We start from the raw sequence: 23,982 nt of genomic DNA on the forward strand, positions 1-23,982 counted from the left end.
ACGATAAATAGTCTTGAATTGGTCGGCCGTGAAGGATTTGAACCTTCGACAAATTGGTTAAAAGCCAACTGCTCTACCAACTGAGCTAACGGCCGATTCAAGCTTTCTATTTCTCTATTTACTTGCTCCACTATCGATTACGATAAGAAGACTTTTATTCAAACTCAAAGTTATACTTTAAGTTAGAAAGTGGTCGGCCGTGAAGGATTTGAACCTTCGACAAATTGGTTAAAAGCCAACTGCTCTACCAACTGAGCTAACGGCCGACATTGCATTGAGTCACTGCCTCAACGCGGGGCATATATTACTCATTATATTTTTAAGTGCAACAATAAACTTAATTTATTTGGCTTTTATTTAGCTTTTATTTACTGTTCGAGCGAATTGTCAGCAAAACGCTAGTTTTATCAGCAATAAATCCTAAAACCAAGCTAATTGATAAAGATTTTACTTAGTTAAACTGTCTAAGCGTGGCTTGGCTAATTTGGCCGCCGTTGATTCTGGATACTCTTTTAATAACTGCTGATAGCTAGCTATCGCTTTTTTATTATCATTTAACTTTTGAGCAACCATGGCAATTTTTAATAAAGCATCAGGCCGCTTAGTTGAGTTTTTATGTTTGTTCACTACAATTAAAAACTCTTGATTAGCTTGAGCAAGTTCACCTTGATTAAAAAGTAACTGACCTAACCAATAGTGGGCATTAGGTGCATAGCTAGAACTTGGGAAACTTTTATTAAACGCTTTAAACTCAAGTATAGCCTGCTGATAACGTTTATCTTTAAGAACAAGGTTTAATGCTCGGTCATATGCTTCGTTTTCAGTTAAATTGTCACTATACCCCGTAGCAGTAACAGCAACAGCTCTGCTTGGGCTAGGGCCTGCAACCTCAGGAACCGCTTTCGCTGTCATTTCTAGCACTTCATTGACTCGTCTATCAATTTCTTTATAGAGCTCTCGTTGGCGGTCTAGTACTTGGCTTAATTGGTGAGTATGTAATTCTGTTACACCACGAAGTTCATTCACTTCGTCTTGTAATTGTTCCAACTGGCGTTGAATCTTTATTTGAGCCTTATTACGTGAGTCTAATTTACGTGACAAGGTATTTAATTGCTGTGTTAACACGCTAGTATCGAATGTATTACTATTCGCGTTAACATCAATGACTGGCGCTTTAGCTACAGCTAACGCAGTGACTGCGCTAGCTGTAAACATCATGCCAAATAAAACTTTATTTAGTTTCATTCAGTTTCCTGCTTAGAAGAGACGTATTAGTAAGTCTTAGTAAACTAAAACGGCACGACGGTTTTTAGCGAAAGCATCTTCGCTACGGTCTCTAACCATTGGCTTTTCTTCACCATAGCTAACGACAGTAAGTTGGTCAGAAGAAACGCCCATATTTTCTAAATAAGTCACTACTGATTTAGCACGACGTTCGCCTAAGGCTATATTGTATTCTGGAGTGCCATATTCATCAGTATGACCTTCAATCAAGACTTTAACATCCGCATTAGCGCTTAAGAATGCAGCATGAGCGTCTAAGATAGTCGTATTTTCTTCCGATACATTTGAAACATCAAAATCGAAGTAGACAATGTGTTCTGCACGTAATTTGTCTATTTCTTGACGTTTTTGTTCTTCAATTTCAGCAGCACGTTTTGCAGCTGTTACTTGAACTGCCGCTGCTTCTTCTGCTCTTTTAGCCGCTTCTGCATTTTGAGTAACTTGAGCGTTAGTATCTACTTGGCTTTGCTCGTCTGAATCTGACACTGAGCTACAAGCTGATAAAACAGTTAGAGGTAAAGCAATTGCTAGGCATTTTACTATGTTATTAAAGCGCATTTTATTTCCTTTGATCAAAAAATTATAAGTTAAATATTTATAGGTTGTTTTGTATGTTTTTATTATAAAAATGGTGACCAAGCTGGTGCTTTCACTTGGCCATCAAGTGCAGGCAACCGTGCTTTAAAGCGACCATCTACCGACACTAACCCCAACACTTGTCGATTATTATGCAAGGTACTGTATATGATCATACCACCGTTAGGTGACACACTTGGCGACTCATCTAGACGAGTATTTGTTAACACTTGAAATAAACCCGTGGCTAACTCTTGCTTCGCTAAACGGTATTTACCCCCAGTTCTATTAACCATAATCAGTTGTTTACCATCGGGAGTGACCGAACCTCCAAGGTTCATTTCACCATCAAAGGTTAAACGTCTTACTTTCCCCCCGGCTAAATCTACGCGATATAGCTGCGGTTTTCCACCCCGTTCTGAACTAAATATCAATGATTTACCATCAGGGGTCCAACTTGGTTCGGTATCAATGGCCCTATTTCGTGTTATGCGTCGTACTTTCATGGTCGTTAAATTCATAACATATATGTCAGGATTACCATCTTTTGATAATACCATGACCATACTTTTACCATCAGGTGAGAAGCGCGGCGCACTATTTATGCCTTTAAAAGAACTGATGAGCTTTCTTTCACCACTGTAAATATCAATAGTATGAATTTGCGCTTGACGATTCTCAAAAGAAACATAGGCTAACTGCTCGCCATTTGGGCGCCAAGATGGCGACATTAACGGCTCTTTAGAACTTAACAACACATGTTCGTTAAAACCATCATAATCGGCAAAAGCTAGCTGATACGGGTACTTTCCTTGATCGCGAACAATAATATAAGCAATTTTACTTAAAAATGCGCCTTTACTGCCGGTCAATTTTTCATAAATAACATTACTGATACTATGTGCATAACGCCTGGCTTGGTTAAGTTGAATATTGGCACTACTCTGCGCCAATATATGATCTTGGGTCTTTACCAGTTTGCCATTACTGAGCATTGACGTTTCACCGCCGGTGATTTGTCCACGAATAACATCTACCAATTGATAGCTCACTTTAAAGCGACCAGGGGCTATCTCATCAATTTTCCCTATAACGACGGCTTCAGCCCCTAAACTTGCCCAAGCGCTGTAGTCAATACTTTTAGTATCGGTAATAGTTTGCGGGAATTTATCATGGTCAATAGGGCTAAATTTCCCACTACGCAACAAGTCATCACTGATCACTTTTGATAATGACTCTGGGCGTTCACCTGCGCCATTCCACTGAAAAGGTACAATAGCAATGGGCCGAGCACTATCAACGCCTCCTGTAATGACAATTTCTAATGCTGCCATGACTTTCGTTGAACTTAGCGCAATAACGGCACTCAATAAGACGCTTGATAATAATTTCATATTTTTGTTATTTTCCTGTAAATAGCATTATTTTTCGCTATTAAAATTTACTGTTTAACTTTTGTAAACTCAAACCAGATAGGTGAAGAGTTACTGCTACATTAAAACTCTGGTATTACTGTTACCGCCAACTTACGCATTTCCTTAAACACTTCAGGGTCTTTAGAGACAGGTAAGTTACCTGCTTTGCCAACCGCTATTTTAGCGGCGTCACAGACGACTTTATCACCTTGAGCGACGTTTACGTCAATAACAAAACCAGAAGGTGCAAGCGTGATATTTAATTTACAAGATTTTCCCGCCATCGTGCTTCTATCGCTAAGCATACGCTGGGTAATGCTTTGCTTAATTAATGCAGCATAACGTTCAACTTCTGTCATCACTTGTTGGTGTCTGGCTTGATTACGACTGGCCATCTCATTAGCCATTTGCTCAGCTAACAACGCATCCTGCATAGCCTGCTCTTTCGCCGCAATATCTAAACGCTTACGTTCTTTTTCAAGGCGTACTTGTTCCGCTTTCTTCTCTGCTGCTTCTTCTTTTAAGCGCTTACTTCTTGCGGTGGCTGCTGCTTTTTCAGCGGCCTGCTTTTCTTGTTGCTTTTGCTTACGTACTTTTTCAGCTTTAGCCGCTTTTGCCTTAGCTGATTTTGCCGCGTTATCGGCTATAATTTTTTCTTGTGCTTTTTTCTTGCGCTGATTTTCTAGCTTTTTAATACGTGCTGCTTCTCTCACTCGACGTTTCTTAGCATCATTAGCACGCTTTTCGGCGGCTTTAATGCGTTTTTTCTCAGCATCCGCTTGTTGACTCTTTTGTCGCTTTATTTTATTGATTGCTTGTTCATATTTTGCTTTATCTACCATCACTGCCTTAATAGGCTCGCCGGCTTGTTTAGCCGGGGTTGGCTTTGGTTTAGGTAAAGGAGAAGAATATCCGGCAAATAAGCCGACAAGCAAAACAAGATGCAAGGCGACACTTATCCACAAAGCTTTAATAAACGGTGATTTCATATTAAAACGAGAAATAAATTGCGGGTTCACACTATTCCTCCACCGAATCTGTCATTAAACCTACCGATGGCACACCTGCGACGGTTTGTAGTAAAACCATTAATTGTATGACCGTATCATATGACACTGCACCATCACCATTAATCAAAACTGGTGTGCCCGGTTCAACCGCTAGGTGTGCTTTAACTAATACAGCAAGTTCTTCAGCTGACATAGGCTCTTTATCATTGGCCCCTACCGTTAAGTAATAACGGCCTTGCGCATCGACACTGGCAACAAGGGGGAGTTTACTATCATCATCAAGCGGTTGAGATTCTGCTTGAGGCAAATCAACTTTTACCCCTTGGGTAATTAATGGCGTGGTAATCATAAAAATGATCAGCAATACCAACATTACATCGATATAAGGTACAACATTAATTTCAGCCACTTTGCGGCGTCTAACTCTTTTGTACATAGTTATGCCTTACTTGCAGATTGCTCAGCAGCAGATTGACGCTGTAAAATGCTTGAAAATTCATCCATAAAGTTGCCATAGCTGTTCTCAAGTTTTTCTACTTTATGACTAAAGCGGTTAAATGCTATAACCGCAGGAATGGCGGCGAATAAGCCCATTGCAGTAGCGATTAGGGCTTCAGCAATGCCTGGGGCGACCATAGCAAGTGTCGCCTGTTTTACCGCACCGATAGCAATAAATGAAGTCATGATGCCCCAAACTGTACCGAATAAGCCAATGTATGGACTAATAGAACCAACTGTAGCCATAAAGGGCAAGTGTGTTTCTAAGCTATCTACTTCCCTTGATAATTCCACACGCATAGCTCGATGAGTTCCGTCGACAATAATTTGTGGATTATCGATATGACTTTTTCTTAAGCGTGCAAATTCTTTAAAACCGGCAACAAATAAGCGTTCAACGCCTTGGACCTGAGGTTTTGCACACGTTTCACTGTAGAGTTTACTTAAGTCAGCACCACTCCAAAATTTATCTTCAAAAACCTTTAATTCTGAAGCTGCGGTGTTCAGTACTTTGCTGCGCTGAAAGATCATCGCCCAACACATAATTGAGAAAATGAGTAAGATAAGCATAACAAATTGCACTAATATACTTGCATCCATGACTAAGTGGAAAAAAGAAATTTCAGTTGACACGTTTAAACGCTCCTAGAATTGATTCGGGAATTGCACAGGGTTTATGTTGGTTAAAGTCCACGCAAGCAATACGTACTTTTGCAGTACATAGTATTTGTTTGGCTTGATTAGTTATTTGCTGTTGAAACACTAAACTGGCGCGTTTCAAGGTGATAATTGTTGAGCTTACCTCAAGTAAATCATCAAGTTTTGCCGAAGCAAGGTTATCCATTTCAACCCTTCTGACCACGAAACCTAAGTTTTGTTGCAAAAAGAATGCTTGATTAATGCCTATTTCTCTAAGCCACTCCGTTCGAGCACGCTCAAAAAATTTCAAATAGTTCGCATAATAAACAATTCCGCCCGCATCAGTATCTTCGTAATAAACACGAATAGCAAAATTATGCACTGTCGCTGCGGTTGATTCAGGTAGTTCTTTAGACATGACTATTAGTATTTTATGAAATTGAATGATTACTTAAGTTAGGTAGCCCTATAGTAATAGATAAAGTGATAGGCAAACAAGGTGGCGACGGTAATATTTTACAATTTTAACTAGAAAAGCCACTAAAAACGCTTTTCTTATAACAAAAAACAAAAAAAGCGCCCTAAGGCGCTTTTTAATTAGTGCTTACACATCAATTAACTATGACGTGGTGCACGTTCAGTACGACGAGGCGCACGCTTTTGGCTAACTACTGCTTCATCTGAAGTGGTAATAGCAAGCGGTTGACGACGAACACGCACGCTTTTCAACTTGTCAAACAAGTCAGCAGGGATACCTTTAGGTAACTGCACGAAACTATGTTTCTCGTGCAAGTTAATCGCACCGATATAGCTGCTATCAAGTGAAATTTCATTAGCGATAGCGCCAACGATATCACCAGGACGTGCACCATGCTCTTTACCTACTTCAAGACGGTAAGTCTGCCAATCAACATCGTTACGGTTTACTTTTTCTTTACGAGGTCTTTCTTCACGTGTACCGCGGCTATTTCGATCATTACCACGACTATTACGGTCATTACCACGACTGTTACGGTCATTGCCACGGCTATTACGATCACCACGGTCATTGCGGTCGTTACGCTCACGTGCATCACGACGTGGCTTAGGATCTTCTTTTGGTTGCAGTGGCTGCTTCATTTGTTTTTGGAAAAGTAAGGCAGCAGCAAGGTCAACCATAGAAACTTCAGACTCTGCAGCCATCGCTTCAACAATTTCGCGCATGCTTGAGATATCTTTATCGGCAACTATTTTAGCAACTTCAACACGAGTACGCTCAATACGTATTTTACCAATATCTTGAATATTTGGTAAATCGTAGTTAAGCACTGTACCATTCGTTAAACGTTCATAATGACGAATTGAGTACATTTCACGTGGGCGTACGAAAGCTATTGACATACCTTCACGACCAGCACGACCCGTACGACCGATACGGTGAACGTATGCTTCGTTATCACCAGGTAAGTCATAGTTAATAACTAATGAGATGCGTGGTATATCTAAACCACGAGCAACAACATCAGTAGCAACTAAAATAGATGATTTACCTGATTTCATTTGGTCAATACAACGCTCACGTTGTGTTTGATTCAAATCACCATTTAGTGCTAATGCAGGGTAACCGGCACGCTCTAATTTTTCTGCAATATCAACAGTATCGTTACGAGTACGAACAAAGATAATCATTGCATCGTATTCAACCACTTCAGCAATACGCTCTAACGCAGTCATTTTAGTGATGCCACTAACTTTCCATGCGTACTGAGTAATATTAGCTTTGGCTTTTTTAACAGCGGCAACTTTAATGTGCTCAGGATCTTTTAAGAAGCGGTTAGCAATTTTACGAATCGCTGGTGGCATTGTTGCTGAGAACAAACACATTTGTGCAGTTTTTGGTATGTGATCCAAAATCCACTGAATATCTTCTAAAAAGCCCATGTTTAACATTTCATCTGCTTCATCAAGCACACAAACACGTAATTCATCTAATTTAAGGCTTTTGCGACGTAAATGGTCCATTAAACGACCAGGAGTACCAACAACAACTTGTGCGCCACGCTCTAGTTGTTGAAATTGTGGTCCATAAGATTGGCCACCGTATAATGTAGCAACACGTAAACCTTTCATGTCTTTACCGAAAGACTCAATTGCTTCAGCAACTTGCATCGCTAATTCACGTGTCGGTGCTAAAACCATTAATTGTGGTTTTCTAATTGATGTATCAATTTTTGCTAATCCAGGTAAACCAAAGGCAGCAGTTTTACCTGTACCTGTTTGTGCTTCACCTAATACGTCTTTACCGGCAAGTAATGGCGGTATGGTGAGTGCTTGAATATCGGTAGCAGATTCAAAGCCAATAGAAAGAACGGCGGATAATAAGTTTTCAGGTAAGCCTAAAGAGGCAAAAGCTACAGTTTCAGTTTCAGTTTCAGTTTTTTGATCAGTCATAAATAATTTTCATCTTCGCAAGGCAGGCGCATTACTTGAGCATAATTACTTGGGGGTAATTATAAAAATCAATCACCAAGCCGCCGCCTAATTAACGGATGTTAATTAGCTGCACTTAATAGCATTTGATTTAAATTGCTAAGTCTTAACCTGCGTAAAATATATACGAGGAAACCACCAGGAAGACTTTAGGCGCATAGCGTACTATTGACGCTATATTTCTTGCTAATTCTAGGAATGAATTAGCAGGGCAAGTCTATTGGGCGGTAAAACCCCACTCATCTCGATGTACTTATACATCCATTTAACTATTTGATAGTTGGTATAAGTAAGTCGCTTTCCAGACTAACTTCGGATGAAAAGCATCCACCCTGTTATCGAGGCGCGCATTATACCCAAACAGAAGTAATTAGCAAGAACTTTATAAAATAATATCTTGATAGAGCTTGGAGTATTTCTTTTTGTGTGAGTTAAATAAGAACTTTCTTAAGGACTCTCGCCCCTCTTGTAAGTTTTTAAATTTAGCCGCTATAACATTTTCATCATGTCGTACTAATTCGAGATCGAGCTTTAGCGGCTCTTCGCCAGCTAGCCGCATCTCTAATGAAGATTGTTGTAAATCTATATCATTGCCTTGTGAATCAGGAAACTTTAATGTTAACCCCGTGGTAGACAGTGACAGCACCTCAATTTTTTGATCATGAAATACATCAATAAGGGCGACATTTTTAGGCGTATTAACCCGCCAACTGCGTTCATGGCCCCTAACGTCTATAATTTCTGGCGTACCTAATTGAGGGGCAAAACCTCCCTGCTCGTTAATTGCCAACGTAACAGGAAACCATAATTGATAATGCATGATCTCTGCTAGTAATGTTAATTTACTGCCCAACAACACTTGTTTAAGATAAGAGGGTACCTCTGTTTGTACACTTAATTGGTGCTTTACCTCACTAACGGTACTGTCTGTTGGTGGTTCAGTAAAAATATTATTGAAAAAATCCAGTTCTTCTGTTGAAAATTCCATTTGAAAAATATGCCGTTAGTTATTTTTATCTAAACCACCATAACAAAGCTAACACAATCGTGCAATTACCAAACGGTTACCGTTGTATTTTTAATCTTGATATTCAATGAAATAGCTAATCCTCATCGCCATTAAGTATATTGGCAAAGTTTTCCAGTTTATCAAGCGCCAAACCATGAATCGATTTACGTGGATAACGACCCGTTTTATTCATAGTTCCGGCATCTACGTTCGTTAGTAATTCCAACGCTTGATCGATAGTTTCAACGGCATGTATGATAAATTCGCCGCGAGCAACGGCATCAATCACACTATCATTAAGCATTAAATTAATGACATTTGTTTTGGGGATAATAACGCCTTGTTTACCTGTTAAGCCCTTGTCTTGGCATAATTGAAAGAAACCTTCTATTTTTTCGTTAACACCGCCAACTGATTGCACTTCTCCGTGCTGATTAATGGATCCGGTTATGGCTAAGCTTTGCTCAATAGGTAATAGTGTAATCGAAGAGATAAGCACACACAGCTCAGCTAAAGAGGCACTATCACCATCGATATGACCGTAGGACTGTTCTATAGCGATATTAGCGGAAATACTTACGGGGAAATTTTGTCCATACTTATGACCTAAATAGCCCGTTAACAGTAAAACCCCTTTTGAGTGAATTGACTTGCCTAAATCTACTTCACGCTCAATATCAGTAACCCCTTCACTGCCGGCATAAACAGTTGCAGTTATACGTGCCGGGGTACCAAAGACACTATCGCCTATTTCGAGTACCGTTAAACCATTTATTTTACCTATATATTTCCCTTCAGTGCTGATTAACACTTGTTGCTCTTTAATTTCGCTAAGCCACGTTTCACTTAATCGACCAATACGACGTTTTTTAGCCGCTTGCGCTAAAGCGATATGCTGCGCGGTTAAGAGTCCTTTACCTCCCTGTTTTTGCCAGCAATAATTTGCTTCATCTAATAAATCATTTACCTGCACTATATTAGCGGAGACTTTATGTTGATGTTCACTACGTCTAAGAGCATAACGAACTAACTCTAATACGGCTTCATTACTCACTTGAGGGTAATTATGTTTATCTGCACGTTGGCGAATTAATTGGCCAAAGGCAATTAAGTTACTATCGGTTTTATCGAAGTGACGGTCAAAATCAGCCAACACTCTAAATAATTCCGTAAACTCTTGATCATAATCTTGTAAAGTATAATAAATTTCAGCATCGCCAAGCAGTACCACTTTAACTTGCAAAGGGATTTTTTCAGGCTGTAAGCTATAGCCACTTGATTGACTATATTCCGAATAAGGGTTTTCAATGGTTATTTGTTGGGTTTTTAAAGCGAGTTTTAATCGAGACCACACCATAGGCTGACTTAATACTTTATCAGCATCTAACAATAAGTAGCCGCCATTTGCCTTATGTAAAGCGCCAGGTCTAATTAAACCATAACTGGTATAACTGCTGCCTTGAAAGCTTGCAAAGTCGACATGACCAAATAAGTTTTGATAAGTAGGATTCTGCTCGTAGACAATAGGAGCGGCATGTTCTTCATCACGTGGCACAAGTAAGTTGGGCAGGAATCGCTCAACCATTAGTTTTCGTAGCTCTTTGTCTGTTGGGGTATCATCAGACTCAGGCACTAAAATGTCTAATACTGCATCCACCACATGGTTTTTAACCTTATTTAAATATTTGAGTACCCCTTGGTTATGACTAAACTCTTTTTCTAATTCAGTTATATAAGGTTTGATAGCCTGTTCAGCGGTATCATTTTTCAATTTTCTTAATTGATCAAATGACACGCGTTTCCACAGTGGTAATTCTAATAATTGCTCTGCTAGCACAACCTCTAGGTCACTCAGTAATAGGTAAAACTTGGCTCTATCGGCTTCATTTAACTTAGCGAACTCTTTATCATTTAAGGGCTCACCTTTAACTAAAGGAGAGAAGCCCACTTCACCATTTTCTTCATACAAAACTACGTTATCTTTTAACGCTATTTCTTCAACAGCGCCAATTGCTTGGTCGTACTTTTTATTAAATTCTCTATCAATGGCTGATTTTTTTCTTTGGTAACCGGGATTATCAAAAACCTCGGGGAATAGACGCAGTAGAACATCGATAAACTTATTCATGCTAAGTAAAAGCTTTTTACCATCTCCAGGTTTAAGGGACAATGTTAAGGGGATATGGCTTTCATCGAAATTATTGGTATAACACCACTCATCAGGGGCCATTTTTTTAGTGGCAAGTGAGGTTAGCATTTGCTTGATCAATGTTTGTCGCCCAGTGCCATGTTCGCCCATGGCAAAAACATTAAAGCCTAACGCCGACATCGACAAACCAAACTCTAACGCCTCTTTTGCACGCTCATGACCAACGAAGCCTTGCACACCTAAACCTTCCTTCTTACTCATTGATTTTTTAACGGTAGAAAATAATAAAGCTGACAAGGGAGAAGTAAGATAATCAACACTAAGGCGGGTCTGTTCTGCGAGGCTAGTAAGCGTTTTGGTCATGTAAATCCTTTAAGGGGTTATTGAATAACAAAGCAAATTAATTCAGTCTCGACGTTAACGTATGAAATAAAGGTATCTAACTAAACTTTCTAAATAAACGTGCGTATCTAAATTTTGACGCTAGTGTACTTGCTAACATTTTAGCTAACAAGTTGATTATCTGGCTAAAGGAATAAACTTATGGGTCAAGGGGCAGACGAATAAAATCACTGGCACCACAATGAATACAATCGCTAATTTCACTAAAGTGCATAATAGTGATTGTTTCATCACATTGCTCACATTGCAGTTCACCAAAACCGATGAAATCACCACTTTTATATATGCCATCATGCTCAAAGTCATCTATAAGCTCTGCCCATTCTACTTGAGATTTATCGGTTAACTTGGCAAGGTTATCCCAAAGGGTTTCATTTAATAAACCTAAGTAGACAGAATGCTCAACTTGATACCTGTTTAACTGATAAAAGTCATGCAGGTCATATTTAAAATTATCAGTAAATTGTTGTAATTTTTCCTCAGACATAGTTTCAGCTGCACTGGCGTATAATTTAGCTTGTTTAATAAACTCATCAATATGTGGTTTTTGTTCAGCTTTCACTTCAATCAACCAATCATTGAGCTTTTTATAAATATCAGCAAAGTAATCATTTTGTTGTGACATCACTATTCCCCTTGGTATTACCTTAACTATATACCCAAACTACATGAAGATGCAGGTTTCAGCTGAAATTAAAAACGCCTTTAGGCAAGGTATTGATTGAAGAGAATGGTTATTCAGGAGAGTGTGCTCCTGCACTCTCTAATAAGCTACATCCATGCAGCGTCCTTGTTGAAATCAATGACGCTACATGGATGTAGCTTGGGTATAGGCTTAACTGTCGGTTTAACTAAAGGTAAAGTTATAATTTAAGCTTAATTATACTTGTTGTTACCCCGCTAGATAAGGTATTCTACAGCGATAATTTAACGTCGATTTTTAACCGTTCATGCGAATTTTCATGAGAAAGTAGCTAAATCGATAACACCTTAAAAGCATTCGAGAAAACCTTAATGGAAGCCATTTATAATCCTCAAGCGATTGAAGCCACAGTACAAAAATTTTGGACTGATAACAACACCTTTCAAGCTATTGAAAACCCAGATAAAGAAAAATTTTATTGCTTAGCTATGTTCCCCTACCCTAGTGGTCGATTACACATGGGACATGTACGTAACTATAGCCTAGGTGATGTTATTTCTCGATACCAGCGTATGCAAGGCAAAAATGTTATGCAACCTATGGGGTGGGATGCTTTTGGTTTACCTGCTGAAAACGCGGCCATTAAAAACAAAACCGCGCCAGGAAAATGGACCTATGAAAACATTGATTATATGCGTAATCAATTGCAATCACTTGGTTTTGCTTATGACTGGAGCCGTGAATTAGCGACTTGTAAGCCAGATTACTATCGTTGGGAGCAGTGGTTCTTTACTAAACTTTATGAAAAGGGTTTAGTATACAAGAAGAATGCTACGGTCAACTGGGATCCGGTTGATCAAACAGTATTAGCAAACGAGCAAGTAATTGACGGTCGTGGCTGGCGCTCTGGTGCTCTAGTTGAGCGTAAAGAAATTCCACAATGGTTTATCAAAATCACCGCTTACGCCGAAGAATTACTTGACGATTTAGACACGTTAACTGAGTGGCCTGAGCAAGTTAAAACCATGCAACGTAACTGGATTGGTCGCTCGCAAGGTGTTGAGATGACTTTTGTTGTGGCAGATTCAGACGAAAGTTTTGATATTTATACCACGCGCCCTGATACCTTAATGGGTGTTACTTATGTTGCGCTTGCCGCGCAGCATCCATTAGCATTAGCAGCAGCAAAAGATAATGCCGAGTTAGCCAACTTTATTGCTGAATGCAAAAACAGCAAGACCACTGAAGCCGACATGGCTGTAATGGAGAAAAAAGGCGTTGATACCGGCCTTAAAGCTATTCACCCTCTTACCGGAAAACTAGTGCCAGTATGGGCGGCCAACTTTGTGCTAATGGATTATGGCTCAGGCGCTGTTATGTCAGTACCTGGTCATGATCAACGTGATTATGAGTTTGCCACTAAATATGGTTTAGCCATAGAGCAAGTTATTGCTGGTCAAGAGTCTGATGATATTAGCAAAGCCGCTATCACAGAAAAGTCGACGCTAATTAATTCGGGTGAATTTGAGGGCTTAGATTTCGAACAAGCTTTTAAAGCTATCAGCGAAAAATTAGTCAGCGAAAACAAGGGTAAAACTACCACTAACTACCGTTTACGTGATTGGGGTGTTTCCCGTCAACGTTATTGGGGTACGCCAATCCCAATGATTAACCTAGCTAACGGTGAATCAGTTCCAGTACCGGAAAGTGAATTACCGGTACTATTACCAGAAGATGTAGTAATGAACGGCACTACATCACCGATTAAAGAGGATCCTGAGTGGGCAAAAACCACTTATAACGGTGAAGCAGCATTACGTGAAACTGATACTTTTGATACCTTTATGGAATCTTCTTGGTATTACGCTCGTTATTGTTCACCTAATGACGATACCCAAATGATTGACCCTGCCAAAGCAAACTATTGGCTGCCGGTAGATCAATATATCGGCGGTATCGAACATGCTATCTTGCATTTACTTTATTCACGTTTTTTCCATAAATTATTACGCGATGTCGGTTTAGTCGATTGTGACGAACCTTATAAAAAGCTGTTATGTCAAGGCATGGTATTAGCTGAAACTTATTACCGTGAAGCTGACAACGGCGCAAAAGATTGGATTGCACCAACAGATGTTGAAGTATTAGAGCGTGACGATAAAGGTCATGTTACTTCAGCAATAAGTAAACTTGATGGTCAGCCAGTATTATCTGCTGGCATGAGCAAAATGTCTAAATCGAAAAATAACGGTATTGACCCACAAAAAGTCATTGAAAAATATGGCGCTGATACTGTGCGTTTATTTATCATGTTCACATCACCACCAGAGCAAACGTTAGAATGGTCTGACGCCGGTGTTGAAGGTGCCTATCGTTTTGTTAAGCGTGTTTACAAATTGGCTCATGATTTTGCCGAAAGCACTGAGAATACTGTGCTAGCAGATATTTCAGGCTTAACATTAAACAGTGATCAGAAAAAATTACGTCGTGAGTTACATAAAACCATTGCCAAAGTAACCGATGATATCGGTCGTCGTAATACCTTTAACACCGCGATTGCTGCCGTTATGGAGTTAATGAATCACTTAAGCAAAGCTAAACTGAACAGTGATGAAGATAAAGCGGTAATGCAAGAAGCTGTTCGCGCTGTGGTATTAATGCTAACGCCTATTACCCCTCATTTATGTCATCACTTATGGCAAGCGGTTGGCGGAAGTGACTTAAATGTTGAAGATGCTAGTTGGCCTGTTGTTGACCAAAGCGCATTAGTTGAAGATGAAAAACTTATTATCGTGCAAGTTAACGGTAAGTTACGCGCTAAAATCACCGTAGCTGCTGATACCAGTAAAGAAGAAGTTGAAACACTGGGCTTAAAGGATGAAAGTGTATTGAAATTTACCGACGGTAAAACAGTACGAAAAATTATCTATATCCCCGGCAAGTTACTTAACATCGTAGCTAACTAACGTGTCTTCGCAACTAAGGGTAAATAATAAATGTATAAATTAAGCGTTATCATTAAAAGCTTAAGCTTTTCACGTTTAATTATTGCCCTGTTAACCACAAGCTTATTATCCGCTTGTGGTTTTCAGTTACGCGGTGATTACTTACTCGATGATGAACTACAAACACTTTATGTTAGCTCAACGGACGTTCACGGTGAATTGACCCGTTTAGTGAAACTCAATTTAACGCGTAATCAAGTTAAGGTATTAGCACGCTCTAAAGCAGATATACCTGAGTTGCGTATTATTGCTGACAAACTTGATAGGCGGACTCTTTCACTTTTTTCAAATGGCCAAGTGGCAGAATATGAGTTGATTTACTCCGTAGAATATCAAGTACGATTCTCCGGTGAAGATGCGCAAAATTTTCGTTTTGAGTTGTATCGGGATTATCAAGATGATCCTAACCTTGCGCTAGCTAAAAGTCGTGAGTTATCATTATTATTAAGTGAAATGAGAACCTCAGCCGCAGATAAAATACTTCGTGACTTGGCGAGAATCCAACGCTAGTTATTAGTTAAAGACTTGGGTTAGCATCAACTGTTACTGAAACATTTATATAAGGTTTTCATGAAAATTTATCATAACCAACTAGACAACACCTTACGACAAGGCTTCAAGCCTGTTTGGTTGGTTTTTGGTGATGAGCCTTGGCAAAAAAACAACAGTTTGGCTGCGATAAAAAATCAGGCTAAAAGCCAAGGATTTAGTGAAGTAATTCGCTTTAGCAGCGATACTAGCTTTGATTGGCAACTGTTACTTGATGAATACCAAGCGTTAAGTCTTTTTGCCAGTCAACGTATTATTGAAGTTGAGCTAACTACGGTAAAGGTTGGCGATACTGGCAACAAAGCGCTGTTAGCACTAGCAGAACGACTAACACTAGATGCCAAAAATACTGATGCGCCACAAGATGTTATTTTTATCTTTCACGGCGCAAAACTTGATGCGGCCAGTGCCAATCGAAAATGGTTTAAAAGTTTAACTCAATTAGGCTGTTACCTGCCATTATATGACATTGAATTAAAGGCTATGTCCCAATGGCTGAACAATCAAGCCAGACAACGACAACTCAATGTATCTCCTGAATTAAATGCACTGCTTATTGAAATGTTTGAAGGTAATTTACTTGCTCTAGCCCAAGAGCTCGATAAACTTGTACTCCTCTTTGGCTCACAGCACATTAGTATTGAACAAGCCGAGCAGTTAATCCTTAAACAGGCAAAGTTCAACCCTTTTCAAGTTATCGATGCGGTACTTAAGGGTGATTGTGCTAAATGCATCACTATGCTTGATCAGCTACAACAAGAGGGAATGGCACCCGCGCAATTAATTTGGGTTTTCCATAAAGAAATAAACCAGTTATATACCATGCTCAATCAGCTGTCTCAAGGCGAAAGCATTGCCAATATTTATAAACAATACCGTATTTGGGATAAACGCAAACCATTATACCAACATGCACTCACCCACATTAAGCTCGAAAACGTCAAGCGTGCCATGAGTCGTATTGCTGACATTGATTTATTGAGTAAAACCAGCAGTGAATTTAATATTTTTATATTATTAGCTGACTTGTGCATTACCTTGTATCACGGTGAGAAAACAGCTGCTTTTAGCCTTAACTATGGCTAATTTAACAATGGCTGAATTAGCGATGAAAAAATCGAATATTGCGAATAAAAACCTAACAATGTCATCACCCAACCTAGGTATAGGAATTTTAGGCGGTACGTTTGACCCTATCCACTTAGGGCATACCCAATCGGCCCAAGCGGTTGCCAATCAACTAGGTCTTGATAAAGTACTGCTCATACCGGCACATATCTCCCCTCATAAAACGTCTGTTGAATTAGTGCCCCATGCTAGTGCTGAACATCGCGCAGCTATGGTTGAAATTGCCTGTCAAGGCAATGAATTATTCAGCTGTGACCAACGAGAATTGAAGCGTTCTGGGCACTCTTACACTGTTGATACCCTCAAAGAGCTAAAACAACAATACCCAGAGCAAACCTTATATTTTATTATCGGTATGGACTCTCTCATGACGTTTACCCGTTGGCATAAATATCAAGATATTTTATCTTTATGCCATTTAGTGGTAAACGCTCGACCTAACTACCCTACTGAGCGATTAGATACCGCCACTAAAATGTTACTAACCCACCATCAAGCTGCCGACATTACTGAGCTTAAAGAAGTTAAATCCGGTCGGATATTTTTTACCCATGGCTGTGATTTTGATATTTCATCAACAAAAATCCGTCAAAAACTAGCCGATAAACAGACCTGCCAGCTGCAACTATTGCCAGCAATAAAAGAATTTATTCACAAAAACAAGCTTTACCGTTAACCCTGCGCGTAAAAAGTGTTAATATCGCACTATTATTTATTTGTGCTCCTTAAAGAGCACATCAAAAGTTACGATTAACGATAGGAATAGCCCCTTGCAAACTGAACAACTTAAAGCATTTGTCATAGAAAAACTTGAAGACATGAAAGGCAGAGATATCATCGCCCTTAACATTAGCGACAAAGCAAGCTTTGCTGATTACATGATCATTTGTTCAGGTAATTCAAACCGCCATGTAAAGTCGATTGCACAATCATTAGCGATGGAGTATCGCGCTCAAGGCCAAGAACCACGTGGCATGGAAGGTAATGATGTTGGTGAGTGGGCATTAGTCGACTTAGGCGATATCATTGTTCATGTGATGACTGATGAACAACGTGATAAATATAACCTAGAGCAGCTTTGGGCTGAATAAATTACTTGTTACTTATGCTTATTGAAAGTACGAGAGCTGCGTTGGTTTAATTCGCAATAGCGGACAATTCTCTATCAACCGCCTTGCTCTTGTTACTTTTTTCGCGTAATTTCGATCTAGCCAACGTCAATCTAAAAAGTAATGCAATAACCTTTGCAATGATAATAAACCTAATAATCAAAATATATTTATGAAACTCACCTTATATGCCGTTGGCAGCAAAATGCCTGCATGGGTTAACTTAGGTTTTGCTGAATATAGCCGTCGTTTCCCCCGTGATTTAAGCTTCCATCTAGTTGAAATACCTGCTGGAAAACGTGGTAAAAATGCCGACATAACCCGTATATTAGCGAAAGAAGGTGATTTATTACTTGCGGCCATCCCTAAGGGAAATCGCATTGTCACTTTGGAAGTAGAAGGACAAGCTTGGACCACGCCAAAACTTGCCAAACAACTAGAAAGCTGGCAACTTGATGGCAGAGATGTTGCTTTACTTGTTGGTGGCCCAGAGGGATTATCTCCTGCCTGCATTAAAGCTTCTGAGCAAAAATGGTCATTATCGGCGCTAACACTGCCCCACCCTATGGTCCGAATCCTCATTGCAGAGAGTCTATATCGTGCGTGGAGTGTTAACACTAACCACCCATACCATAGAGAATGATTTTTTGATAACTACTTTAGCCATACTTTTAGTCAATAGTATTATTCTTTGTAGAGTGCGCTAATGCCCCCACGTCGTATTATTATTCGCAACCAAACTGCTGAGGCTAACTTATTTGCCCGACGTACCTTTATTGCTTTTTGTGGCGTTGTCGTTGTTTTATTGGTGTTATTAGCTAATGTGTATACTTTACAAGTTCAATCTTTCGAAAAATATCAAACACGCTCTAATTCCAATCGCATTAAATTACTCCCAGTTGCGCCAAATCGCGGTTTAATCTATGACAGGAATGGTGTTTTACTCGCCGATAACAAGCCGGTATTTAGTTTAGAAATCATCGCCGAAGACGTTGAAGATATTAAAAGCAGTATTGAACAAGTCAGTAAATTACTTAATATCAGCGCAGAACGTCAAAGTAAATTTTTCAAATCAATGAAGCGCAAACGTCGATTTAAACCCGTAGAGCTACATTCTCGTTTAAGTGATCAACAAGTTGCTTTATTCTCGGTAAATCAGCACAAGTTCCCAGGTATTTTTGTTAACGCTCGCTTAAAACGCTATTACCCTTTTGCCGAATTAACCACCCATACCCTTGGTTATGTCGCCCGTATCAATAGAAAAGACGCTAATAAATTAAAAATATCAGGTAAATCTGAAAACTATGCTGCCACCTATGCTATAGGAAGGCTCGGTATCGAAAGATACTACGAAGATATGCTACACGGCACTATTGGCCATCAAGAAGTTGAAATTAATAACCGAGGCCGGGTAATTCGCACCTTAAATTACACCCCGCCGGTACCCGGTAAAGACCTCACGTTAACCTTAGATATCGAATTACAAATGATTGCCAAGCGTGCCTTGTCGGGTAAACGTGGCGCCGTTGTAGCGATGGATCCACGTACCGGTGGTATTTTAGCTATGTACTCAAACCCCAGTTATGACGGTAATTTATTTGTTCATGGTATCAGTACTAAAAACTATAAAAAGTTATTGCAATCAAAAGACTTACCGCTGATTAACCGAAGCGTACAGGGATACCCTCCAGCCTCAACGGTAAAGCCTTTCCTTGCTTTAACGGGTTTGGAAGAAAATATTGTTACCCCGAGTACCGAAATTTTCGATCCTGGTTGGTACAAACTTAAAGGTTTACCTAATAAGTATCGCGACTGGAAGCCAAGTGGGCACGGCATAGTTAATTTAACCAAGGCTATAGAACAATCCTGTAATATCTATTTTTACGATCTAGCCTTTAAACTAGGGATCACTAAAATTAGTACTATGATGGAAAGGTTCGGTTTTGGTGAAAGAACGGGTTTAGATATCCATGAAGAAAGCAAAGGCATTATGCCAAGTGTTGCTTGGAAACGTGCTCGTTATAATCAACCTTGGTACACAGGCGAAACGCTTTCGGTGGGCATTGGCCAAAGTTTTTGGACCGTAACGCCATTGCAATTAACCCAAGCGTTAACGACCCTAGTCAATCGAGGTGAACGAAAAATCCCGCATTTATTAAAAGCAAACAGTGAGTTAATTATCGAAAGTAGTGGCAATGCTTATCATCAAATAACGCCAACCGTTTATGAACCACAAGCGCCTTTAAAGCTTAAAAATGATCACCATTGGGATACCGTGCTAAAGGCGATGCATAATACTGTGCAAAAATTTGGTGCCACAGCGAATAAACCGTTTAGAGGGTCTACCTATGATGCCTCAGGTAAAACGGGGTCGGCCCAAGTAGCTCGGATCAAACAAGATGAAAGATATGATGCTAAATCGACCTCAGAAAACAAACGTGATAATGCCATGTTTATTGCTTTTGCTCCTTTTAATAAGCCCGAAATTGTTATTGCGGTAGCCATAGAAAACGTGGCAAAAGGGGGCGGTGCTACCAATGCAGCTCCGGTAGCAAGACAAATTATGGATCAGTATTTTGGTAATAGAGTCATTACCAGTCAAATCAGTAGCATAAAACACCAAGTCCCTACGGCTATTGCTATGACGTCCAGAGAGGCTGGCTGATGCGAAGCACCGGAGCAGATCAACAAAAAACTCACAACATTTGGCAACGCCTACACATTGATGTCCCTTTACTGCTAGGTATTTTATCGTTACTCGCACTAGGACTCTTTCTTGTCTACAGCGCGGGTGGGCAAGAAACGGCTGTTGTTTTTCGTAAAGCGAGAAGTATCATTGTAGCCTTGATAGGTATGTTTATTGTCGCGCAAATCCCACCATTAATGTATCGAAAATGGGCGGTCCCTGTCTTTGTGCTAGGTTTATTATTGCTCGTTGGGGTATTACTCTTTGGTCATGTCGGCAAAGGTGCACAGCGCTGGCTTGATTTAGGTTTTATTAAGTTTCAACCTTCAGAAGTAATGAAGCTTATCGTACCTATCATGATTGCTTGGTTTGTTAGCCAGGATAGTCTGCCGGTAAGAATCTCTACGGTGATCTTCGCTTTTATTTTAGTGTTATTGCCAACATTACTTATTGCTAAACAGCCTGATTTAGGTACCTCATTACTTATAGCGAGTTCAGGGATATTTGTAATTTTTCTGGCCGGAGCGAGTTGGCGGTTAATTGCAGTTTGTGTTGGTTTGGCCTCAGCATTTGTACCTATTTTATGGATATTTTTGATGAAGTCTTATCAAAAACAGCGCGTTATGACCTTTTTAAATCCAGAGCAAGACCCTCTTGGCTCGGGTTATCACATTATTCAATCAAAAATTGCCATTGGCTCTGGTGGTATTGATGGTAAAGGCTGGTTACAAGGAACTCAGTCACAGTTAGAATTTTTACCTGAACGTCATACTGATTTTATCTTCTCGGTATTTAGCGAAGAATTTGGCTTGATTGGTGTTGCCATCTTGCTTGCCTTGTATTTATTCGTGGTAATGCGCGGTTTATGGATTGCGGTCAATGCCCAACACGCTTTTACCAAACTACTCGCCGGCAGCTTAACATTAACCTTTTTTGTCTATGTTTTTGTAAATATAGGTATGGTATCGGGGTTACTTCCTGTCGTAGGAGTGCCATTGCCTTTGGTAAGTTATGGTGGTACTTCAATGGTGACGTTAATGTTAGGTTTTGGTATCTTAATGGCTATTAGTACGCACCGACGTGTCCATGCTTAACATAACAACACCTTTTTAGTAGCATTTTGAAACTTATGAACCAACGACTTATTCTGCTCAGCCTTATGGCAACAATATTACTTTTAAGCGCCTGTAGCTCGAGCCGTTATAAACAAAAGCATGATAGTACACCAACACGCATACCTAGTCAGGCAGAGCTAAAAGATGCTATCCCCCGTGCACAAGCGCATAGCCGTGGCGGCAATAGAGATTATCAAGTTTGGGGCAAACCCTATAAAGTAATGACTTCGGCTCAGGGCTTTGAACAAACAGGTCTTGCTTCTTGGTATGGTAAGAAGTTTCATGGTCACCTCACCTCAAATGGTGAAATATACGACATGTATGCCATGAGCGCTGCACATAAAAACTTACCGCTACCCACGTATTTAAAAGTAACAAATATTGCTAATAATAAATCAGTTATCGTTCGCGTGAACGACAGAGGCCCCTTTCATCAATCGCGTATACTTGATTTATCTTATAGTGCGGCTTATAAGCTAGATATGTTAAAAACAGGTACTGCTGAGGTTAAAATCACCGCCATTACTGATTTTGATAAAAAAACAGGAAAGATGAAATTCCCAGCAACAACGTTATCACTAGGAGTTAGTACGGTAAAAACCACACCCGTGAAGACTATCACTCAAAGCAATAAAACTACCATGGGTATCACCACGCCATATATTCAGGTCTTTGCCACGAGTAAAAAAGCACTCGCGATAAGCACGGCAAGCAAACTGAAAATGCAATATAAACAAGAAAGCAGTTATCATGAAAAACAAGGTATCTACCGCATTCAAATTGGTCCTATTGGCGATCTTGCCACCTTAAATGCATTGTTATTGTCATTAAAAGCAAATGGCTACCCTAACGCTTACCCCAGAACGGCGCCATAAAGTACTAAAATTTCTTAATCCAAATAGATAAAAAGTAATTTTATAAACACTGTTACATTTTAAAGATTTTTATGCGCTATTATTGATAATTTTCCCATAGCCAAGTTTTCCAGAAGTGGTATACTTTCGACCAGTTGATTTTCCTTACTTTTCACACACGACTAAACTATGACTCAAATAAAAAGACTTTCTGGTAAATTTACCAGCAACAAATTAATAACGCTTTTCAGTAGCGCTCTTTTTAGCGTTGCCGTTGTTCTTACCCCATCAGCACATGCAATAACCATTATCCCAGATGCGCCGCAAATTAACGCCAAAGGTTTTATCTTAATTGACTACACCACAGGTAAAATCATTGCCGAAGAAAATGCAGATACCCTATTAGCGCCAGCAAGTTTAACCAAAATGATGACCAGCTACATTATTGGTAAAGAACTAGAGAACGGTAATATTAAAAACACTGATAAAGTAATGATCAGTGAGAAGGCTTGGGCTAAAAATTTCCCAGACTCCTCGAAAATGTTTATTGAAGTGGGTACTGAAGTATCGGTTAGTTTGTTAAACCAAGGCATTATCGTTGCCTCAGGTAATGATGCTTGTGTTGCTATGGCCGAGCATATTGCTGGTAGTGAAAGTGCTTTTGCTGATTTAATGAATGCTCATGCCGAGCAATTAGGTATGTCGAGTAGTTTCTTTGAAAATAGTCATGGTTTAGACAGCAGTTCTCATATGACTACGCCAAGAGATATGGCAACACTCGCTATTGCGCTTATTCGCGATGTACCTGAAGAATATGCACTTTATAAGCAAAAGTCGTTCACTTATAATAATATCAAGCAGTATAACCGCAATGGTTTATTGTGGGATAAAAGCTTAAACGTTGACGGTATGAAAACCGGTCATACTTCAAATGCTGGCTACAGTTTAGTAACCTCAGCCACTAAAGGCGATATGCGTTTAGTTACCGTGGTTATGGGCACAGCAAGTGAACGCGCACGTAAAGTTGAAAGTAAAAAATTACTAAACTACGGTTTTCGCTTTTTCGAAACAATCACACCTTATAAAGCCGGCGAAAAGTTTATTTCCAACCGTGTCTGGATGGGAGACCAAGAGAATGTCGATTTAGGTATTATCTCAGATACACCAATTACGATTCCACGTGGTCAGCGTAAAAACTTAAAAGCAAACTTTGAGCTAAACCAGCAGTTAACGGCACCTTTAGCTAAAGGCACGATTGTTGGCACTTTATTTTTACAGCTTAATGATGAAGATATCGCTCAATACCCGTTGGTTACTTTAGCCGAAGTTAATGAAGGTAGCTTATTCAGCCGTTTAGTGGATTATGTTAAGTTGCAGTTTGTTAATTAAACGCGAGTAAAAATCCAACGATAAGAGCCTCTTTACTGAGGCTTTTTTATTCT

The 23,982-nt window shown here is 39.7% G+C and carries 21 protein-coding genes and 2 tRNA genes; 10 read left to right on the forward strand and 13 right to left on the reverse strand.

Features of this window, described 5'->3' with window-relative positions; translation table 11 throughout:
- Positions 1-19 precede the first annotated feature (19 nt).
- The 13 genes from F580_RS0121415 to F580_RS0121475 all read right to left on the reverse strand — a co-directional run bounded on the left by F580_RS0121415 (position 20) and on the right by F580_RS0121475 (position 12,076).
- Positions 20-95, reverse strand: a tRNA-Lys gene (locus tag F580_RS0121415).
- 95 nt (positions 96-190) lie between these two features.
- A tRNA-Lys gene (locus F580_RS0121420) sits at positions 191-266 on the reverse strand.
- Between the two features lie 181 nt (positions 267-447).
- Entirely contained in the window at positions 448-1,245 is a 798-nt protein-coding gene (gene ybgF / locus F580_RS0121425) for a tol-pal system protein YbgF (RefSeq protein ID WP_019029813.1), read from the reverse strand.
- Between the two features lie 36 nt (positions 1,246-1,281).
- Complete coding sequence (gene pal / locus F580_RS0121430; protein WP_019029814.1) at positions 1,282-1,842, reverse strand: peptidoglycan-associated lipoprotein Pal; 561 nt, start codon at positions 1,840-1,842, stop codon at positions 1,282-1,284.
- A 62-nt stretch (positions 1,843-1,904) separates the two neighbouring features.
- The gene (gene tolB / locus F580_RS0121435; protein WP_019029815.1) at positions 1,905-3,254 is read right to left on the reverse strand and encodes a Tol-Pal system beta propeller repeat protein TolB; all 1,350 of its coding nucleotides are present in this window, start codon (positions 3,252-3,254) and stop codon (positions 1,905-1,907) included.
- Between the two features lie 101 nt (positions 3,255-3,355).
- Positions 3,356-4,294: a cell envelope integrity protein TolA gene (gene tolA, locus F580_RS0121440; protein WP_019029816.1), complete on the reverse strand. Its 939-nt coding sequence runs from the start codon at positions 4,292-4,294 to the stop codon at positions 3,356-3,358.
- A gap of 1 nt (position 4,295) precedes the next feature.
- Positions 4,296-4,721, reverse strand: a complete 426-nt coding sequence (gene tolR / locus F580_RS0121445) for a protein TolR (protein ID WP_019029817.1) — start codon at positions 4,719-4,721, stop codon at positions 4,296-4,298.
- A 2-nt stretch (positions 4,722-4,723) separates the two neighbouring features.
- Entirely contained in the window at positions 4,724-5,416 is a 693-nt protein-coding gene (gene tolQ, locus F580_RS0121450) for a protein TolQ (protein ID WP_019029818.1), read from the reverse strand.
- A complete protein-coding gene (gene ybgC, locus F580_RS0121455) occupies positions 5,406-5,840 on the reverse strand; it encodes a tol-pal system-associated acyl-CoA thioesterase (protein WP_019029819.1) in 435 nt (144 codons plus the stop codon). Before ybgC ends, tolQ begins: the two co-directional genes overlap by 11 nt.
- A 197-nt stretch (positions 5,841-6,037) precedes the next feature.
- Positions 6,038-7,852: a DEAD/DEAH box helicase gene (locus tag F580_RS0121460; protein WP_019029820.1), complete on the reverse strand. Its 1,815-nt coding sequence runs from the start codon at positions 7,850-7,852 to the stop codon at positions 6,038-6,040.
- 421 nt (positions 7,853-8,273) lie between these two features.
- Positions 8,274-8,879: a hypothetical protein gene (locus tag F580_RS0121465; RefSeq protein ID WP_019029821.1), complete on the reverse strand. Its 606-nt coding sequence runs from the start codon at positions 8,877-8,879 to the stop codon at positions 8,274-8,276.
- Positions 8,880-8,994: 115 nt separating this feature from the next.
- Positions 8,995-11,412 (reverse strand): Lon protease family protein, encoded by a 2,418-nt coding sequence (locus F580_RS0121470; protein ID WP_019029822.1) that lies wholly within the window; start codon positions 11,410-11,412, stop codon positions 8,995-8,997.
- A 178-nt stretch (positions 11,413-11,590) separates the two neighbouring features.
- Entirely contained in the window at positions 11,591-12,076 is a 486-nt protein-coding gene (locus tag F580_RS0121475) for a zinc ribbon-containing protein (RefSeq protein WP_019029823.1), read from the reverse strand.
- 389 nt (positions 12,077-12,465) lie between these two features.
- Here F580_RS0121475 and leuS point away from each other — a divergent pair, with 389 nt between their 5' ends.
- From leuS to F580_RS0121525, 10 genes are all read left to right on the forward strand, one after another.
- On the forward strand, positions 12,466-15,060 hold the full coding sequence (leuS, locus tag F580_RS0121480) for a leucine--tRNA ligase (protein ID WP_019029824.1): 2,595 nt from the start codon (positions 12,466-12,468) through the stop codon (positions 15,058-15,060).
- A 30-nt stretch (positions 15,061-15,090) separates the two neighbouring features.
- Positions 15,091-15,609, forward strand: a complete 519-nt coding sequence (locus F580_RS0121485; RefSeq protein ID WP_019029825.1) for an LPS-assembly lipoprotein LptE — start codon at positions 15,091-15,093, stop codon at positions 15,607-15,609.
- 60 nt (positions 15,610-15,669) lie between these two features.
- On the forward strand, positions 15,670-16,734 hold the full coding sequence (gene holA / locus F580_RS0121490) for a DNA polymerase III subunit delta (protein WP_019029826.1): 1,065 nt from the start codon (positions 15,670-15,672) through the stop codon (positions 16,732-16,734).
- On the forward strand, positions 16,727-17,452 hold the full coding sequence (nadD, locus tag F580_RS0121495; RefSeq protein ID WP_019029827.1) for a nicotinate-nucleotide adenylyltransferase: 726 nt from the start codon (positions 16,727-16,729) through the stop codon (positions 17,450-17,452). Before holA ends, nadD begins: the two co-directional genes overlap by 8 nt.
- 94 nt (positions 17,453-17,546) lie before the next feature.
- Positions 17,547-17,867, forward strand: coding sequence for a ribosome silencing factor (gene rsfS / locus F580_RS0121500; RefSeq protein ID WP_019029828.1), 321 nt, complete (start codon positions 17,547-17,549; stop codon positions 17,865-17,867).
- A gap of 190 nt (positions 17,868-18,057) precedes the next feature.
- Positions 18,058-18,528, forward strand: a complete 471-nt coding sequence (rlmH, locus tag F580_RS0121505; protein ID WP_019029829.1) for a 23S rRNA (pseudouridine(1915)-N(3))-methyltransferase RlmH — start codon at positions 18,058-18,060, stop codon at positions 18,526-18,528.
- Positions 18,529-18,591: 63 nt separating this feature from the next.
- Positions 18,592-20,550: a penicillin-binding protein 2 gene (gene mrdA, locus F580_RS0121510; protein ID WP_019029830.1), complete on the forward strand. Its 1,959-nt coding sequence runs from the start codon at positions 18,592-18,594 to the stop codon at positions 20,548-20,550.
- Positions 20,550-21,665 (forward strand): rod shape-determining protein RodA, encoded by a 1,116-nt coding sequence (gene rodA / locus F580_RS0121515; RefSeq protein WP_019029831.1) that lies wholly within the window; start codon positions 20,550-20,552, stop codon positions 21,663-21,665. The genes mrdA and rodA overlap by 1 nt, the downstream gene beginning before the upstream one ends.
- A 35-nt stretch (positions 21,666-21,700) precedes the next feature.
- Positions 21,701-22,561 carry a septal ring lytic transglycosylase RlpA family protein gene (locus tag F580_RS0121520; RefSeq protein WP_019029832.1) on the forward strand — a complete coding sequence of 287 codons (861 nt, stop codon included), beginning with the start codon at positions 21,701-21,703 and terminating at the stop codon, positions 22,559-22,561.
- Between the two features lie 168 nt (positions 22,562-22,729).
- Positions 22,730-23,929, forward strand: coding sequence for a serine hydrolase (locus F580_RS0121525; protein ID WP_019029833.1), 1,200 nt, complete (start codon positions 22,730-22,732; stop codon positions 23,927-23,929).
- Positions 23,930-23,982: the final 53 nt, after the last annotated feature.

It is taken from the genome of Colwellia piezophila ATCC BAA-637, assembly GCF_000378625.1.
In the GTDB taxonomy this organism is placed as follows: Bacteria; Pseudomonadota; Gammaproteobacteria; order Enterobacterales; family Alteromonadaceae; genus Colwellia; species Colwellia piezophila.